Source organism: Pseudonocardia sp. ICBG1293, assembly GCF_020131355.1.
Lineage (GTDB): Bacteria > Actinomycetota > Actinomycetes > Mycobacteriales > Pseudonocardiaceae > Pseudonocardia.
On record NZ_JAHLEL010000057.1, the window covers coordinates 48,634 to 65,780 of the forward strand.

Consider the following 17,147-nt stretch of genomic DNA (forward strand, 5'->3'; position numbering starts at 1 on the left):
ACGCCACGCACCGCGGAGAAGCGGAGAGTCGCGTTCGACGGGCGTGACACGCCCATCCGACCAGGTGTCCGGTCGTCAAGGGTACGCAGCGGGTTTCGAGGGGGTCAAACCGCCCCCACCGGGCGCCGTGACCCCGCCGGACGGCCGCCGCGCGGGCTGCTGCTAGCGTCGCCGACCCCGCCCGGGACCGGCGGGTGGGTCACGACAGCCCGCACCCCGACCGAGACCTCCGCACGACCGACGGCCGGCGCCCCGATGCGCACCGGCCGAGGCCTGCTGCGTACCTTTACGCACAAGTGTGGACAACTCTGGGGATACATCGCCCCTGAGGCCGAGTCCGTGCGTCCGGACGGCTCACCGCCAGTGCTCCCGGGGGGGAGCAGTCGCCGACGGCGGCCCATCGGGAGGGGGAAACGCGGATGACCGACCAGCCGGGCGATCTCGGCGCGGTCTGGAACCGGGTCATCGCCGATCTCTCCGGCGCGTCGGTCGAGTCCGGCACACCCGCCCTCTCCCCGCAGCAGCGTGCGTTCCTCCGCCTGACCCGCCCCCTCGGCCTGCTCGACGGCACCGCGCTGCTCGCGGCGCCCAGCGAGTTCGCGAAGGACGCCATCGAGCGGATCCTGCGCCGGCCGATCAGCGACGCCCTCGGTCGCCACCTCGGCGTGGCGGTCAACCTCGCCGTCGTCGTCGACGCCTCCGCGGCCTCCGGCGGCACCGAGGTCCCCGACCCACCCGGGTTCGGCATGCACCGCGGCGTGAGCGCGGGGGACAGCGTCCGCGACACCGGGACCGGGGACCGTCCGGGCGACGACCCGGCTCCGGGGACCGGCGGGGACCGCGGTGACCGTCCCGCACCCGCGCAGCAGGCCCACGGGCACGCCCCCGCCGACGACGGGGGCCCTGCACCCCGGACCGCCGACGACGGCGCCGCGGGCGGGTCCCGCCGTGCCGAGGACGACGCCGCCGCCGGGACCGACCGCGGCTGGTCGGCCGAGCCGGCACCGTCGTCCTCCGGCGGCTGGGCGCCGCAGTCCACCGGCCGGCCGGAGCACGGGACACGGGACGGCCAGACCGCCTGGCCCGCCTACACCGCACCGCAGGCGGGCGACCCGGTCGCGCCGCGGTCGCAGACCCGGCTCAACGAGCGCTACACCTTCGACACCTTCGTCATCGGTGCGTCGAACCGGTTCAGCCACGCCGCCGCGGTCGCGGTGGCCGAGGCACCGGCGCGGGCGTACAACCCGCTGTTCATCTGGGGCGAGTCCGGGCTGGGCAAGACCCACCTGCTGCACGCCGTCGGGCACTACGCCCAGCGGCTGTTCCCCGGGATGCGGGTCCGGTACGTCAGTACCGAGGAGTTCACCAACGACTTCATCAACTCCCTGCGCGACGACCGCAAGGTCGCCTTCCAGCGGCGCTACCGCGACGTCGACGTGCTGCTGGTCGACGACATCCAGTTCCTGGAGGGCAAGGAGGGGACGCAGGAGGAGTTCTTCCACACCTTCAACACCCTCCACAACGCGAACAAGCAGATCGTGGTGTCCTCCGACCGTCCGCCCAAGCGGCTCGAGACGCTCGAGGACCGGATGCGGACCCGGTTCGAGTGGGGGCTGATCACCGACATCCAGCCGCCCGAGCTGGAGACCCGGATCGCGATCCTCCGGAAGAAGGCCGCGCAGGACCGGCTCGCCGTCCCCGGTGAGGTCCTGGAGTTCATCGCGGAGCGGATCGAGCGCAACATCCGCGAGCTCGAGGGCGCGCTGATCCGGGTCACGGCGTTCGCGTCGCTGAACCGGCAGGCCGTCGACACCCAGCTCGCCGAGATCGTGCTGCGCGACCTCATCCCCGACTCCGCCGCCTCGGAGATCACCGCGCCGACCATCATGGCGGTCACCGCCGAGTTCTTCGGCCTCACGCTCGACGAGCTGTCCGGGCCGGGCAAGACCAAGGCGCTCGCCCAGGCCCGCCAGATCGCCATGTATCTGTGCCGTGAGCTGACCGACCTGTCGCTGCCGCGCATCGGACAGACCTTCGGCGGCCGGGACCACACGACCGTCATGCACGCCGACAAGAAGATCCGCAACGAGATCTCGCTCCGGCGGAAGACCTTCGAGCAGGTGCAGGAGCTGACGGCGCGGATCAAGCTGCGCGCCCGGCACTGACCTGCGTCCGCGACCCGCCGACGCGGGTTGTCCACCGGCCGCGCCGCTTCTCCACAGCCCGGCCGGCGTCGCCGTGACCAGCCGGGACCCCGGTCGACGTGGTCACTGCCCGCACCGGGACCGATCCCGCGCAACCCACAGGGGCAACGGCTCCCAGATCGCCGCTGCGGCGCGTTCCGGGCCGACCCGGGGCGATCGGCACCCCCGTCCCCGCGGACGTCCGTGCCGTCCGGGCCCACCGGAGCGGTACCGATCGGGTCGGGCGCGGCATCACCCGCGTGTCGGTCCCACCGCTCCCGTTCGTCGTCCGGTAATGGGCACTCGGCGCTTCGCCACTCGTCCCGGTGATCGCTTGCGCCCACCCCCCGGTCACGCTCCGTCGACAGTCCTGTGACGGGTGGGACGTCTGTGGGTTCATGGCGCAACGCGGGAGTGCCGAACGGTCTGTGCCCGCGGTCACCCTGGGTCCACGATCCACCACGTTTCCACCCACATCTGGGGACAACTCTGTGGATGGACCGCCGCAGGCCCGTGGACGGATCGCCCGGAATCCGTGGACAACTCTGTGGTGAACCCGGGATGAACCGGGGACGGACGGCCGCCGACGCCCTCGGTCCACCGCTCCCCGGACCTGTCAACGGGTGCCCCCACCGGTACGTCCCCAGCCGACGCGGCCTGCTGACCAGCACGGATGCGACCCATCCACACTGTGCACAGGACTTAGTACTACGACGGTTTATCTCTCTCTATCTCTTCTTCCTGAAGACACCTGTGTGGACCGACCCCCGGACGGGGGTCACGAACGGGGACACCCGACGAGCGCCGGGGTGGCGTGGAAACTGTCGGGGCGAGGCTCTACCGTGAGCGTCCCGGCGAACCCCGGTTCCCGATCCCGTTCCGGCCACTCCGCTCCGCAGCCCGCTCCGGGCCCACGAGCCGGCCGGCCCCGGAGGAGGAACCGGTCCGCCGCAGCACCGCCGTCCCGTCGACGTCCCGGCCCCGCGCCGTGGTCCGAACCGGGCGCTACCGGGGAAGGTCTCCAGATGAAGTTCCGGGTCGAACGCGACGTCCTCGCGGACGCGGCCGCCTGGGTGGCGCGCAGCCTCCCGGCTCGTCCGCCGGTGCCCGTGCTCGGCGGGGTCCTGATCCAGTCCGACGGCGAGTCCGGCGAGAAGCTCACCGTGTCCGGCTTCGACTACGAGACCTCGGCCCGCGTCGAGCTCGACGCGACGGTCGGGGAGCCGGGCCGCACGCTCGTCTCCGGCAGGCTGCTGGCCGACATCACGCGTGCGCTGCCCTCCAAGCCGGTCGACCTGACCGTCGACGGGTCACGCGCCACGATCAACTGCGGCAACTCGCGGTTCAGCCTCCCGACCATGCCGGTCGAGGACTACCCGCAGCTGCCCGAGATGCCGCAGCGGGCGGGGTCGATCGCCGCCGACGCCCTCGCCGCCGCCGTGGCGCAGGTCGCCGTCGCGTCCGGACGCGACGACACGCTCCCGATGCTGACCGGCATCCGGCTCGAGATCGAGGGGGCGCAGCTCACGCTGGCGGCCACCGACCGGTTCCGGCTCGCCGTCCGGGAGCTCGAGTGGTCCCCCGAGGACGCCTCGATCTCGACGGCGGTGCTGATCCCGGCCAAGACCCTGGCCGAGGTCGCCAAGACCCTCGCCGGGTCCGGCACGGTGGAGATCGCGCTGTCGGCCGGGGACGGGATGCTCGGCCTCACCGGCGGCGGCCGCCGGTCGACCAGCCGGCTGCTCGACGCCGAGTTCCCGCGCTTCCGCCAGCTGATCCCGGCCGAGCACACGACCGCGGCCGAGCTCGACGTGGCGCTGCTGGTCGAGGCGATCAAGCGGGTCTCGCTCGTCGCGGACCGGGTGGCCCAGATCCGGATGGAGTTCGGCGAGGACGGCCTGCGGCTGGCCGCCGGCGGCGACGACGTCGGGTCCGCCGAGGAGGAGCTGCCCTGCGCGCTCGACGGCAGCCCGCTGACGATCGCGTTCAACCCCGGCTACCTGCTCGACGCGCTGGGCGCGCTGCACACCGACCGCGCCCAGCTGACGTTCACCACGCCGAACCGGCCCGCGCTGGTCCGCCCGGTGCCCAAGCCCGCCACCGACGACGCCGGCGAGGCGCCGTCGCCGGAGAAGTCCGGCTACCTGCACCTGCTGATGCCGGTGCGGCTGCCGGGCTGACCCCCGCCGGGCGGTCGCCCCGGCGACGGGGAAGACTCCTCCCCGGTGTGATCGACGAGGGCCACCGGCGCCCTGCGGGGCATGCCGGCGGCACGGACGCGAAGGGGGCCTCTGCCGTGCAGATCGGCATGATCGGACTCGGCCGCATGGGCGGCAACATGCGGGAGCGGCTGCGCGCCGCCGGACACGAGGTGGTCGGGTACGACCCCCGTCCGGAGGTCAGCGACGTGGCCTCGCTGGCGGAGCTCGCCGGAGCGCTGGCCGCGCCGCGCGTCGTGTGGGTCATGGTGCCCTCCGGTGAGCCGACCCGGAACACGGTCGCGACGCTGGCGACCACGCTCGAGCCGGGCGACCTGGTCATCGACGGCGGCAACTCCCGCTACACCGACGACCAGCCCAACGCCGCCCTGCTCGACGCCCACGGCATCGGCTACGTCGACTGCGGTGTCTCCGGCGGCATCTGGGGCAAGGACAACGGGTACGGCCTGATGGCGGGCGGCGAGCCCGAGCACATCCGGCGTGCCATGCCGATCTTCGACGCGCTGCGCCCCGACGGGGTGCGCGAGGAGGGTTTCGCGCACGCCGGACCGGTCGGCGCGGGTCACTTCGCGAAGATGGTGCACAACGGCATCGAGTACGGCCTGATGCAGGCCTACGCCGAGGGCTTCGAGCTGATGGAGGCCAGCGAGCTGGTCACCGACGTGCCCGGGGTCATCCAGGCGTGGTCGCGCGGCACCGTCGTCCGCTCCTGGCTGCTCGACCTGCTGGTCGACGCGCTCAAGGACGACCCCAGCCTCGACCAGCTCGAGGGCTGGGTGGACGACTCCGGAGAGGGCCGCTGGACGATCGAGGAGGCGATCGCGCACGCGGTACCGCTCCCGGTCATCTCCGCGGCGCTGTTCGCCCGCTTCTCCTCCCGGCAGGCCGAGTCGCCCGCGATGAAGGCCGTCGCCGCGCTGCGCCAGCAGTTCGGCGGGCACGCGGTGAAGAAGGCCGGGCCGGCGGGCGCCCCCGGTGACAAAGCGGGCCCGTCGTCCGGCGGCGGCTCCACCCACTGACCCCGGCCTCCGGGCCGGCACCGAACCCAGCAGCACCGATCCGGGTGGGGAGGTCGACGACGCGGTGTACCTCAGGCGGTTCTCGGTCACCGACTTCCGGTCCTGGCCGGAGGCCGAGCTGGAGCTCGACCCCGGCGTGACCGTGCTGGTCGGGTCCAACGGCGTCGGCAAGACCAACCTGGTCGAGGGGATCGGCTACCTCGCCAGTCTCGGGTCGCACCGGGTGTCCTCCGACGCACCGCTGATCCGGCGCGGGGCGGAGCAGGCCGTCGTCCGCGGCGAGGTCCACCACCACGGCCGGAAGCTCGGTATCGAGCTGGAGATCAACAACGGGAAGCAGAACCGGGCCCGGGTCAACCGTTCACCGGTCTCGCGGCCCCGCGACATCCTGGGGATCCTGCGCAGCGTGTTGTTCGCGCCGGAGGACCTCGCGCTGGTGCGGGGCGACCCGTCGGAGCGCAGGCGTTTCCTCGACGAGCTGCTCGTCGCGCGGTTCCCGCGCTACGCCGGCGTCCGCGCCGACTACGACAAGGTCCTGCGACAGCGCTCGGCCCTGCTCAAGTCCGCGAAACCGGCGCTGCGCGGGGCACGGGGCCGGTCCCGGGCGCCGGTGGCGACCGACCCGGAGCTGCCCGACGACCTCGCGACGCTGGAGGTCTGGGACGGCCACCTCGCCCGGACCGGCGCTGCACTGCTGGCCGGGCGGCGCGAGCTCGTCGTCGCGCTGGCGCCCTACGCCCGCGAGGCGTTCGCCGCGATCGCGCCGTCGTCGGACCCGATCGGGCTGGACTACCGGTCCAGCCTCGGGACGGCCGGGGTCGCGGAGCTGCCGTCGTCGAGCGGGGACCTGGAGGCGTTGCTGCTCGAGCGCCTGGCGCAGGTGCGGTCCCAGGAGGTCGAGCGCGGGGTCTGCCTGGTCGGCCCGCACCGCGACGAGCTGGACCTCGCGCTGGGCGAGGGGCCGGCGAAGGGCTACGCCAGCCACGGCGAGTCCTGGGCGTTCGCGCTGGCGCTGCGGCTGGCGTCCTACCGCCTGCTGCACGCCGACGACGTCGAGCCGGTCCTCGTGCTGGACGACGTCTTCGCCGAGCTGGACTCGGCCCGCCGCCGGGCACTGGCCGGTCTGGTGGCCGGCGCCGAGCAGGTCCTGGTGACCGCCGCGGTGGCCGAGGACGTCCCGGCGGAGCTCGACGGCGTCCGGTTCGCCGTCGGCGACCGGACGGTGAGCCGCGACGGCGAGGTGCCCGCGTGATCGCCCCGGCCGGTCTCGAACGCATCACGGCACTCTGGGGACAAGGCTGTGGATACTGTGGATAACTCGGACCGACCGGGGGACGGACGTCGTTCCGGAACCGGTAATCGGAGGACAGGGCGGCGCGGACCGGGCACCGACGGTCCCGGGCCTGGGGACGGACGCGACACCGGTCCGGGTCACGACGCGGTCACGGGCGCGGACGTCCCGGGCGGCGGTGTCCCGGGGGAGCAGGGCGACCTGCTCGCCGGTGACCGGGCGAACCTGCGCGGGGCCGACCTCGCCCGCGAGGCGCTGCGCGCGGCCCGTGAGGCGTCGGCCCGCAAGGCCGAGGAGCGGGCCCAGGCCGACCGGCCCAAGCTGCGCGTGGTCTCCGGGCGGGGACGCCGGCGTCGCTGGTCGGGGTCGGGGCCCGACGACCGGGACCCGCAGCCGTTCGGACGCCTGGTGTCGCGGGTGTCGGTCGACCGCGGCTGGTCGAACCGGCTGACCGACGCGACGGTGCTCGGCCGCTGGCCGCAGCTGGTCGGCCCGGACGTCGCCGACCACTGCACGCCCGTCTCGCTGCGCGACGGCGAGCTGACCCTGCAGGCGGAGTCCACGGCGTGGGCCACCCAGCTGCGGACCCTGCAGCGGCAGCTGCTGACCCGGCTGGCCGCCGCGGTCGGCCCGGACGTCGTGCGCCGGATCCGGGTGGTCGGACCGAGCGGGCCGAGCTGGCGGCACGGCCCACGCCACGTCCGCGGCCGCGGACCGCGCGACACCTACGGCTGAGCACCCGTCCCGCGGCCCCGTCCGGCCCGCCGCGCCCTCGCCCGGTCGTGCTCCCGGTGTCACCGTCGTGGCCCGGAGCGCTGCCGGAGTGACCCCCGGAGGCGGCGGAACGGGGGTACGCGCCGGGGGCTGCTCACGTTGCGGACGCGTCACGGCGTCACGGACGCGTGCGGGGGCCCGGATCGGGTGGGGAGCTGCCGTGGGGCGGGCCCGGTGCTCTCGTCGCCGGTGAGCGCGGGATGACACGGCCGCCGATCCGTTCGGCGCCGTGGGGGCACGTCCGATCCCGCACCGGACGCCGTTCGCCCGTCTGTGGCGCTTCCAGGTGGATCCTTCCCGCCTTTCCGTCGGTCCCGACGGGTAGGATCGAGAGGTATTCCCGGGTGGCTCCTGAAGACATGACCCGAGCGCCCGGTCGGTGGAACCGCTCCGTCGTCGTCGCACCGGTGGTGCGCGCGAGGGGTGGGCGGTTCACGTGGCGAGGAGAAGCAGCTATCCGTGGCTTCCGACAAGGCAGCGAGCAACGCCTACGGCGCGTCGTCCATCACGGTCCTCAAGGGCCTGGAGGCGGTCCGCAAGCGGCCCGGCATGTACATCGGCTCGACCGGTGAGCGGGGCCTGCACCACCTGATCTGGGAGGTGGTGGACAACTCGGTCGACGAGGCGATGGCCGGTCACGCCACGAAGGTCGTCGTGACCCTGCAGGCCGACGGCGGGGTCCGGGTCGAGGACGACGGCCGTGGCATCCCGGTCGAGATGCACCCGACCGAGAAGAAGCCGACCCTCGAGGTCGTCCTCACCAGCCTGCACGCCGGCGGCAAGTTCGACGACAAGTCCTACGCGGTCTCCGGTGGTCTGCACGGCGTCGGCGTCTCGGTCGTGAACGCGCTGTCGACGGCACTCGACGTCGAGGTCCGCAAGGACGGCGTGGTCTGGAAGCAGCACTACGACCACGCCAAGCCCGGCGAGCTGATCGAGGCCGGCACCACGAAGAAGTCCGACACCGGCACCACGATCACCTACTGGGCCGACCCCACGATCTTCGAGACGACCAGCTACACGCTGGAGACGATCCGCCGCCGGCTGCAGGAACAGACGTTCCTGAACAAGGGCCTCACCATGGTCCTGCGCGACGAGCGGCGCCCGGAGAAGCCGGCCGGCATCCCGTCGTCGGACGTGGTCGACGAGGACGGGAACCCGATCGAGGCCCCGGTGCCCGAGGCCGACGCGGACTCCGAGCCGGACGCCGAGGGCTACGAGGCCAAGCCCAAGGAGTACGTCTTCCACTACCCGAACGGGCTGGAGGACTTCGTCGCGCACCTGAACAAGTCCAAGGACCCGATCCACCGCAAGATCGTCAGCTACACCGGCGAGGGCCCCGGCCACCAGGTCGAGGTCGCGATGCAGTGGAACTCGGGCTACTCCGAGTCGGTCTACACCTTCGCGAACACGATCAACACGCACGAGGGCGGCACCCACGAGGAGGGCTTCCGCCACGCGCTGACCGCGACCGTCAACCGGTACGCCCGGGACAAGAAGCTCATCAAGGAGAAGGACCCGGCGCTGTCCGGCGACGACATCCGCGAGGGCCTCGCCGCGATCGTCTCGGTGAAGATCTCCGAGCCGCAGTTCGAGGGCCAGACCAAGACCAAGCTCGGCAACACCGAGGTCAAGTCGTTCGTGCAGCGCGTGTCCAACGAGTGGCTCGCCGACTGGTTCGAGCGCAACCCCACCGAGGCCAAGACGATCGTCACCAAGGCGGTCTCCTCGGCCCAGGCCCGGCTCGCCGCCCGCCGCGCCCGCGAGCTGGTCCGGCGCAAGAGCGCCGGTGACATCGGTGGCCTGCCCGGCAAGCTGTCGGACTGTCGCTCGCGCGACCCGGAGAGCTGCGAGCTCTACATCGTCGAGGGTGACTCCGCGGGCGGTTCGGCGAAGGCCGGCCGCGACTCGATGCACCAGGCGATCCTGCCGATCCGCGGCAAGATCATCAACGTCGAGAAGGCCCGGATCGACCGCGTCCTCAAGAACACCGAGGTCCAGTCGATCATCACCGCGATGGGCACCGGCATCCACGACGACTTCGACCTCGCCAAGCTGCGGTACCACAAGCTGGTGCTGATGGCCGACGCCGATGTCGACGGCCAGCACATCCGGACGCTGTTGCTCACGCTGCTGTTCCGGTTCATGCGCCCGCTGATCGAGAACGGGCACGTGTTCCTCGCCCAGCCGCCGCTGTACAAGATCAAGTGGGGCGGCCGCGGCGCCGAACCGGAGTACGCCTACTCCGACCGCGAGCGCGACGGCCTGATCGAGGCCGGCCGCGCGGCGGGCAAGAAGCTCCCCAAGGACCAGGGCGTGCAGCGCTACAAGGGTCTCGGCGAGATGGACGCCAAGGAGCTGTGGGAGACCACGATGGACCCGACGAACCGGCTGCTGTTGCAGGTGAGCCTGGACGACGCCGCCACCGCCGACGAGCTCTTCTCGGTGCTCATGGGCGAGGACGTCGAGTCCCGCCGGTCCTTCATCACCCGCAACGCCAAGGACGTGCGCTTCCTGGACGTGTGATCCACACATCTGATCCAGACGGACGTATGACTTTGCACGAGGAGACTTCGTGACGGACACGATCGACCCCGCCGCGCCCGCGGCCGGCGGCGGAGAGGGTGGGGGCCGGGTCGAACCGGTCGACATCCAGCAGGAGATGCAGCGCTCGTACATCGACTACGCGATGAGCGTGATCGTCGGGCGTGCGCTGCCGCTGGTGGAGGACGGGCTCAAGCCGGTCCACCGCCGCGTCCTCTACTCGATGGGGGAGAACGGGTTCCGGCCCGACCGGGCCCCGGTCAAGTGCGCCCGCGTCGTCGGCGACGTGATGGGCAACTACCACCCGCACGGCGACTCGGCGATCTACGACGCCCTCGTGCGGCTGGCCCAGCCCTGGTCGATGCGCTACCCGCTGATCCAGGGGCAGGGCAACTTCGGATCGCGCGGCAACGACCCCGCCGCGGCCATGCGGTACACCGAGTGCCGGCTCTCGCCGCTCGCGATGGCGATGCTCCAGGACATCGACGAGGAGACCGTCGACTTCCTGGACAACTACGACGGCAAGACCCAGGAACCGGTCGTCCTGCCCTCGCGGGTGCCGAACCTGCTCATCAACGGCAGCTCCGGCATCGCGGTCGGCATGGCGACCAACATCCCGCCGCACAACCTGCGCGAGGTCGGCGCCGGCGTCGCGTGGTGCCTGGACAACCCCGACGCCACCGACGACGAGCTCCTCGAAGCGCTGATGGAGCGCATCAAGGGCCCGGACTTCCCGACCCACGGCCTCATCGTCGGCCGCGACGGCATCGAGTCGGCGTACCGCACGGGGCGCGGTTCGGTGCGGATGCGCGCCGTCGTCGAGGTCGAGGAGGACACCAAGGGGCGCACCACCCTGGTCGTCACCGAGCTGCCCTACCTGGTCAACCCGGACAACCTGATCGAGTCGATCGCGAGCATGGTGCGCGACGGCCGCATCGCCGGGATCTCCGAGATCGTCGACGAGTCCAGCGACCGCATCGGCATGCGGATCGTGGTCACGCTCAAGCGCGACGCCGTCGCCAAGGTCGTGCTGAACAACCTGTACAAGCACACGCAGCTGCAGCACAGCTTCGGTGTGAACATGCTGTCGATCGTCGACGGCGTGCCGCGCACCCTGCGCCTCGACCAGATGATCCGGCACTACGTCCGGCACCAGATCGAGGTCATCGTCCGGCGGACCCGCTACCGGCTCCGCAAGGCCGAGGAGCGGGCCCACATCCTGCGTGGTCTGGTCAAGGCGCTGGACGCGCTCGACGAGGTCATCGCCCTGATCCGGGCCTCGGCCACGGTCGACGTCGCCCGCGCCGGTCTGATCGACCTGCTCGACGTCGACGACATCCAGGCCCAGGCGATCCTGGACATGCAGCTGCGCCGGCTGGCCGCGCTGGAGCGCCAGAAGATCATCGACGAGCTCGCCGAGATCGAGCGCGAGATCGCGGACTACCAGGACATCCTGGCCCGTCCGGAGCGCCAGCGGCAGATCGTCCGCGACGAGCTCGCCGAGCTCGTGGAGGCCCACGGCGACGACCGGCGCACGCGCATCGTCGGCTTCGACGGCGACGTCACCGACGAGGACCTGATCGCGGTCGAGGACGTCGTCGTCACGATCACCCGCACCGGCTACGCCAAGCGCACGAAGACCGACCTGTACCGCGCCCAGAAGCGCGGCGGGAAGGGCGTGCAGGGCGCGCAGCTGAAGCAGGACGACATCGTCAACCACTTCTTCGTGTGCTCCACGCACGACTGGATGCTGTTCTTCACCAACCGCGGGCGGGTCTACCGGCTCAAGGCCTACGAGCTGCCCGAGGCGAACCGCACCGCCCGCGGGCAGCACCTGGCGAACCTCCTGGCCCTGCAGCCGGAGGAGGAGATCGCCCAGGTCATGCAGATCAAGGACTACTCGGCGCGGCCGTACCTGGTCCTGGCCACCCGCAACGGCCTGGTGAAGAAGTCGCGCCTGACCGACTTCGACTCCAACCGGGCAGGCGGCCTGATCGGCATCAACCTGCGCGACGACGACGAGCTGGTCGGCGCCGTCCTCTGTTCGGGTGATGACGACCTGCTCCTCGTGTCCGCCGAGGGTCAGTCCATCCGGTTCACCGCGTCCGACGACGCGCTGCGCCCGATGGGCCGCGCCACCTCCGGTGTCCTGGGGATGCGGTTCAACGAGGGCGACAAGCTGCTGGCCCTCGGCGTGATCCGGTCCGACACCTACCTGCTCGTCGCGACCACCGGTGGCTACGCGAAGCGCACCCCGATCGAGGACTACCCCGTTCAGGGCCGTGGCGGGAAGGGAGTGTTGACCCTCCAGTACGACCGTCGGCGTGGCACGCTGGTCGGTGCGCTCATCGTCGGCATCGACGACGAGCTGTACGCGATCACCTCCACCGGCGGGGTCATCCGGACCTCCGCCCGCGAGGTGCGGAAGGCCGGCCGGCAGACGAAGGGAGTCCGCCTGATGAACCTGGGCGAGACCTCCACGCTGCTGGCCGTCGCCCGCAACGCGGAGGAGACCGAGGAGGACCCGGGCCAGCAGGCGTAGTGCCAGGTCGGGTGGCCGGTCCCCAGGGGCCGGCCACCCGGCACACGCCGTGGGGCCGGGGCAGTACCGAGCGACGACCAGCGAGGAGAGCTCCCAGTCGTGAGCACCGACGACCGCACCCCGTCGCAGGACGAGGCCCGCACCGTCGCCACCGACGCCGACCACGACCCGGCGACGACGACGGCGGCCCCGGCCGACCACGTACCCGGCCCGCGCGACGACGCCGAGCCCGCGGCCGATCCGACCGCGGCCTCGCCGCCGCCGTGGCGCCGGGTGCCCGACACCCACGACGACCGCGACGGCGGCTCGGTCGCGGACTCGCTGCTCAGCGAGGCCCCGACCGCGTTCATGACCGCCCCGGGCCCGGGGGCGGCCGGCGGCACCACGACCGCCGTCCGCGACCCGGAGCAGCGGGAGAACGGCACCGCCCCGGCGGAGACACCGCGTGCCTCGGTCCGCAACCGGCCGCCGCGTCAGGCGCTGCTGCAGCTCAAACGGCTCGACCCGTGGTCGGTGCTGAAGATGGCGCTGGCCCTGGCCGTCGTGCTGTGGCTGGTGTGGATGGTCGCCGCGGGCGTCCTCTACGGGGTGCTCGGCGGGATGGGCGTCTGGGACCGGCTGAACGGGACCTACGCCGACCTCGTCACCTCGCAGCAGGAGACCGGGGGCTCACTGATCAGCGTCGGCCGGGTCTTCGGGCTCGCCGCCGTCGTCGGCGCGGTGAACAGCCTGCTGTTCGCCGTCGCCATCACGGTGGTCGCGTTCGTCTACAACGTGGCCGCCGACCTGGTCGGCGGCATCGAGGTCACGCTGTCCGAGCGGGACTGACCGGAGCGTCGTCGCGCACCCCGCACGGGGCCGGGCGGAGGGGGACCCCCTTCGTCACCCGCTCGACCCCGTGCGGTAGTGTTTCTCCTGTTGCACGGGCCTATAGCTCAGTTGGTTAGAGCGCATCGCTGATAACGATGAGGTCGCTGGTTCAAATCCAGCTAGGCCCACACCTCCCCCTCCGATGGTCACTCGTGAGGAGACCTCCGTGAAGAAGCTGTTCGTGCTGGCCGTAGCCGCCGGTGCCGCCTACTTCGGCTGGTCCCGCCTCCGCGGTGTCGGGTCCGACGACCTGTGGCACGAGGCCACCACCCGCTGACCCCGCCTCCCGGGGTACCGTGATCGGGACCCACCAGGGGACATAGCTCAATTGGCAGAGCACCGCCTTTGCAAGGCGGGGGTTAGGGGTTCGATTCCCCTTGTCTCCACCAGCAGTGACTGCCGTGCCCGGCGCTGCCGGGACCAGGACGACGTCCGGTCGTCCGGACCCGATCACCACGCCGTCATGACCGCGGGTCCGCCGCGCGGTGGTCGGTGGCGGTGACGACGACGTCGTCCCAGTTCAGGCCGGTGAGCTCCTGCGAGACGCGCCAGATGCGCTCGGCGTCGTCCGTGCTGCGCAGGGGCCGGTAGAGGCCCAGCTCGGCGGGCGCACCACCCAGACCCCCGAACCCGTCGGGCCCGTAGAACCTCCCGCCGTGCGCGTCCGTGGAGGTCACGGCGTACAGCGCGGGAAGCCCGGCGCTCTGCGGGGTCCCGACGAGGACGCCGCGCGCCGAGAGCGCGCCGATCACCCGTCGTCCCCGCGCGGGCTGATCGCGCCCGACCTCGGCACGTGCGGCGAGGAGGCTGGTCGGGGCGATCCCGGGGTGCGACACGTTGCTGGTGATGCCCCAGCGCCGGGCGGGGCTGCGGCGGTCGAGCTCGAGGGCGAACAGCCCGAGCGCCACCTTCGACTGGGCGTACGCGGCCATCCCGTTGCCGTAGGCGGCCTGCGCCTGGAGGTCGTCCCACACGACCCGGCCGCGGCGGGCGGCGACGCTGAGCTGGGAGGTCACCCGTGCCCGGCCGGCACGCAGCAGGGGCAGCAGGTGCGCGACGAGGGCGACGTGACCGAGGTGGTTGGTGCCGAACTGCAGCTCGAACCCGTCGACGGTGCTCGCCCGCCGGGGCGGGGTCATGACACCGGCGTTGTTGACCAGGATGTGGATCGGGCGGCCCTCGCCCCGCAGCGTGGAGCCGAGCGCGGCGACCGAGCCGAGGGACGACAGGTCGAGCTCGCGCAGGGACACGGTCGCGCCGGGGGCCCGCATGCGGATCGCACCGACCGCGGCCTCGCCCTTGCGCCGGTTGCGGACGGGCAGCACGATCTCGGCCCCTGCTGCGGCGAGCCGGGTGGCGATGCCGAGCCCGATGCCGTCGCTGGCGCCGGTGACGACGGCGAGCCGGCCGGTCAGGTCGCCGATGATGATGTCGCGGGTGTCGGACACGGTGTCTCCCTGGTGGGGTGTTCGAGGTCGGGTGGTGGTCAGGCGGCGGTGGCGCTGCGGTCGCCGATCGCGCGGCGGGCGGCGACGAGAGTGGCCGCGGCGAGTGCGGCGAAGACCGGAACGGCCCCGACGCCGAGGGCGGCGAGGACGGCGGGCTGGTCCGCCAGGTAGGCCAGGGCGCGCAGGGTGAGGTTGAGCGCGTGGAGCGCGGCACCGGCCAGCGTGCTGACGGTGTAGACGCGCAGCAGCCGGGGGTGGTCGCGCCAGTCGTCGGGGCCGCCGGCCAGGCGGTTGAACAACGTCCCGGTCACCGGCCGGCGGACGAGGACCGAGCCGAGGAACAGCACGCCGAGCGCGGCGGGGACCAGCGTGGGCAACAGGAAGAACGCCCGCGCCTCGCCGGAGAACCCGGCGACGGCGGCGCACACCCCGGCCACCGCCAGACCGACGACCGCACCCCGCAGGGACTCCCGGCGTGCCAGTCGCACCCCGAACGTCACCGGTGCCGTCACGGCGAGTGCGACGAAGGCCCAGCTCAGACCGCCCGCAGCGTCGGCGAGCACGAAGGCGACGGCCGGCGTGGCGGCGAGGAGGATGCCGAGCACGCCACCGGACCGCTCCAGGCCGGTGCGCATCGCGGCGCCGAGTGTCGCGGCCGGTGCCCGCCCGTCCGAGCGGTGGTCCTCCGGGCGACCCGGTGGGACGGTCGCGGTCGGGTCGAGGGACGCGAGTTCGTTCGGCACGGTGGACTCCTCGGGTCGGTGGCCGTGTGCCGACCACGTTCGTCGCGACGCGGGCCGGTAGCCACGGCCTGTCGATCCGTGGCTGAGCGGACCGCCCGGAGCCGGTGGGGTGGATCGGCAGTCCGTGGCTGCGCGCAGCGGGTCGCGGTAGGAACGGATCCGTGAGCGACCGGGAGGCGGTACGGATGATCGACCGGACGGGCCTGGCGCAGTTCCTGCGCCGGCGTCGTGAGGTGCTGCAGCCGGAGGACGTCGGGCTCCCGCGGGGGCAGCGCCGCCGCACCAGCGGGCTGCGCCGGGAGGAGGTCGCGGCGCTGTGCCACATGTCGGCCGACTACTACGCGCGCCTCGAACGCGAGCGCGGCCCGCGGCCGTCGGAGCAGATGATCGCCGCGATCGCCCAGGGCCTGCACCTGTCGCTCGACGAGCGCGACCACCTGTTCCGGCTCGCCGGGCAGCACCCGCCCGCCCGTGGAGCCGGCGGCGACCACATCGGACCCGGACTGCTGCGCATCCTCGACCGGCTCGTCGACACCCCCGCCGAGATCGTCACCGAACTCGGGGAGACGCTGCGCCAGACGTCACTGGGGGTCGCGCTCACCGGCGACACGACCGGGTTCACCGGGCCGAGGCGGAGCGTGGGCTACCGCTGGTTCACCGAGCCCGGCGCCCGCAGGCTCTACCCACCGGAGGACCACGCGCTGCTGTCGCGGCGCTACGTCTCGGGCCTGCGCGCGGTCGCGGCCCGGCGCGGGCCGGACTCCCGAGCGGCCCGGCTCGCCGATCTCCTCCACCCGCACGACGAGGAGTTCCGCACGCTGTGGGACGCCCACGAGATCGGCGTCCGGTCCGACGACCTGAAACGGCTCGTCCACCCCGAGGTCGGCGCGCTGGAACTGCACTGTCAGACCTTGCTCGACCCCGAGCAGTCCCACCTGCTGCTGGTCTACACCGCCGTCCCGGGCAGCGAGACGCACGAGAAGCTGCAGCTCCTCTCGGTCCTCGGGGCACCGTCCGCCGCCTGGCACCGGCACGGCGAGCCGGCCGGGCCGTGACCCGTGGGGCGGCGGGCGGTCAGCGCGGCCCGGCGCCGATCCCGCGGACCAGCCCGGACAGCAGCACCTTCGACAGCCCCTTCACGAGCAGCGCCTCGCCCGCCGGCAGCCGCTTGTCGGCCTCGACCGCATAGGTGATCTCGGTGCCGGTACCGACCGGTCGCAGCGTGACCTCGCCGCGGTAGTTCCGCAGCGGCACACCGGCCAGGGCCCGGTAGCCGAGACGTCGCCCCGGCTCGAAGGTCGTGACCTCCTCGACGATCGGACCGGGCGACCCGATGCCGACCTTGCGCACGGCACCGACACCGTTCGGCTCCGGCGTCCCGGCCCTCGTCACCGCCACCTTGAGCCCGGGCGCCCAGGTCGACATGCCCTCGTGGTCGGAGAGCACCGACCACACCGCCTCGGGTGTCGCGGACACGGCGCGGACGGACGTCTCTCTGATCATGTCCGGAGCCT

General features: G+C 72.7%; 13 protein-coding genes and 2 tRNA genes. 12 read left to right on the plus strand and 3 right to left on the minus strand.

Translation table 11 applies throughout. The features are described from left to right. Positions 1 to 419: 419 nt before the first annotated feature. The 11 genes from dnaA to KPF47_RS33150 all read left to right on the plus strand — a co-directional run bounded on the left by dnaA (position 420) and on the right by KPF47_RS33150 (position 13,831). Positions 420 to 2,165 carry a chromosomal replication initiator protein DnaA gene (gene dnaA, locus KPF47_RS33100; RefSeq protein WP_224392666.1) on the plus strand — a complete coding sequence of 582 codons (1,746 nt, stop codon included), beginning with the start codon at positions 420 to 422 and terminating at the stop codon, positions 2,163 to 2,165. 1,043 nt (positions 2,166 to 3,208) lie between these two features. Beyond that, positions 3,209 to 4,363 carry a DNA polymerase III subunit beta gene (gene dnaN, locus KPF47_RS33105; RefSeq protein ID WP_224392667.1) on the plus strand — a complete coding sequence of 385 codons (1,155 nt, stop codon included), beginning with the start codon at positions 3,209 to 3,211 and terminating at the stop codon, positions 4,361 to 4,363. A gap of 116 nt (positions 4,364 to 4,479) precedes the next feature. Beyond that, positions 4,480 to 5,421 carry a phosphogluconate dehydrogenase (NAD(+)-dependent, decarboxylating) gene (gene gnd / locus KPF47_RS33110; RefSeq protein WP_224392668.1) on the plus strand — a complete coding sequence of 314 codons (942 nt, stop codon included), beginning with the start codon at positions 4,480 to 4,482 and terminating at the stop codon, positions 5,419 to 5,421. Positions 5,422 to 5,485: 64 nt separating this feature from the next. Then, on the plus strand, positions 5,486 to 6,673 hold the full coding sequence (recF, locus tag KPF47_RS33115; RefSeq protein WP_224392669.1) for a DNA replication/repair protein RecF: 1,188 nt from the start codon (positions 5,486 to 5,488) through the stop codon (positions 6,671 to 6,673). A gap of 57 nt (positions 6,674 to 6,730) precedes the next feature. Then, positions 6,731 to 7,447: a DciA family protein gene (locus KPF47_RS33120; protein WP_308015561.1), complete on the plus strand. Its 717-nt coding sequence runs from the start codon at positions 6,731 to 6,733 to the stop codon at positions 7,445 to 7,447. 498 nt (positions 7,448 to 7,945) lie between these two features. Beyond that, positions 7,946 to 10,012: a DNA topoisomerase (ATP-hydrolyzing) subunit B gene (gyrB, locus tag KPF47_RS33125; protein ID WP_224392670.1), complete on the plus strand. Its 2,067-nt coding sequence runs from the start codon at positions 7,946 to 7,948 to the stop codon at positions 10,010 to 10,012. Positions 10,013 to 10,061: 49 nt separating this feature from the next. Next, complete coding sequence (gene gyrA, locus KPF47_RS33130; protein WP_224392671.1) at positions 10,062 to 12,572, plus strand: DNA gyrase subunit A; 2,511 nt, start codon at positions 10,062 to 10,064, stop codon at positions 12,570 to 12,572. Between the two features lie 99 nt (positions 12,573 to 12,671). Further along, positions 12,672 to 13,400: a DUF3566 domain-containing protein gene (locus KPF47_RS40610; RefSeq protein ID WP_224392672.1), complete on the plus strand. Its 729-nt coding sequence runs from the start codon at positions 12,672 to 12,674 to the stop codon at positions 13,398 to 13,400. A 96-nt stretch (positions 13,401 to 13,496) separates the two neighbouring features. After that, positions 13,497 to 13,570, plus strand: a tRNA-Ile gene (locus tag KPF47_RS33140). Positions 13,571 to 13,608: 38 nt separating this feature from the next. Further along, positions 13,609 to 13,719 (plus strand): DLW-39 family protein, encoded by a 111-nt coding sequence (locus KPF47_RS33145; RefSeq protein WP_020628481.1) that lies wholly within the window; start codon positions 13,609 to 13,611, stop codon positions 13,717 to 13,719. Between the two features lie 36 nt (positions 13,720 to 13,755). After that, positions 13,756 to 13,831: transfer RNA gene (locus tag KPF47_RS33150), tRNA-Ala, on the plus strand. A 72-nt stretch (positions 13,832 to 13,903) separates the two neighbouring features. On the opposite strand, the gene KPF47_RS33155 is transcribed toward KPF47_RS33150, so the two are convergent. Next, complete coding sequence (locus KPF47_RS33155; RefSeq protein WP_224392673.1) at positions 13,904 to 14,890, minus strand: SDR family oxidoreductase; 987 nt, start codon at positions 14,888 to 14,890, stop codon at positions 13,904 to 13,906. Between the two features lie 38 nt (positions 14,891 to 14,928). Further along, positions 14,929 to 15,633, minus strand: a complete 705-nt coding sequence (locus tag KPF47_RS33160) for a DUF3159 domain-containing protein (RefSeq protein ID WP_224392674.1) — start codon at positions 15,631 to 15,633, stop codon at positions 14,929 to 14,931. 185 nt (positions 15,634 to 15,818) lie between these two features. Between KPF47_RS33160 and KPF47_RS33165 the strand changes: the two genes are divergently transcribed. Beyond that, positions 15,819 to 16,688, plus strand: coding sequence for a helix-turn-helix transcriptional regulator (locus KPF47_RS33165; RefSeq protein WP_224392768.1), 870 nt, complete (start codon positions 15,819 to 15,821; stop codon positions 16,686 to 16,688). A 19-nt stretch (positions 16,689 to 16,707) separates the two neighbouring features. Here the strand turns inward: KPF47_RS33165 and KPF47_RS33170 are convergent, their stop codons facing one another. Next, complete coding sequence (locus tag KPF47_RS33170; protein ID WP_224392675.1) at positions 16,708 to 17,136, minus strand: SRPBCC family protein; 429 nt, start codon at positions 17,134 to 17,136, stop codon at positions 16,708 to 16,710. Between the last annotated feature and the right edge of the window lie 11 nt (positions 17,137 to 17,147).

What these genes read in the sequence shown, in the direction of transcription:
- dnaA (WP_224392666.1), top strand. Translation starts at nt 420, where the DNA reads ATGACCGACCAGCCGGGCGATCTCGGCGCGGTCTGGAACCGGGTCATC.
- KPF47_RS33170 (WP_224392675.1), bottom strand. Translation starts at nt 17,136, where the DNA reads ATGATCAGAGAGACGTCCGTCCGCGCCGTGTCCGCGACACCCGAGGCG.
- dnaN (WP_224392667.1), top strand. Translation starts at nt 3,209, where the DNA reads ATGAAGTTCCGGGTCGAACGCGACGTCCTCGCGGACGCGGCCGCCTGG.
- KPF47_RS33165 (WP_224392768.1), top strand. Translation starts at nt 15,819, where the DNA reads ATGATCGACCGGACGGGCCTGGCGCAGTTCCTGCGCCGGCGTCGTGAG.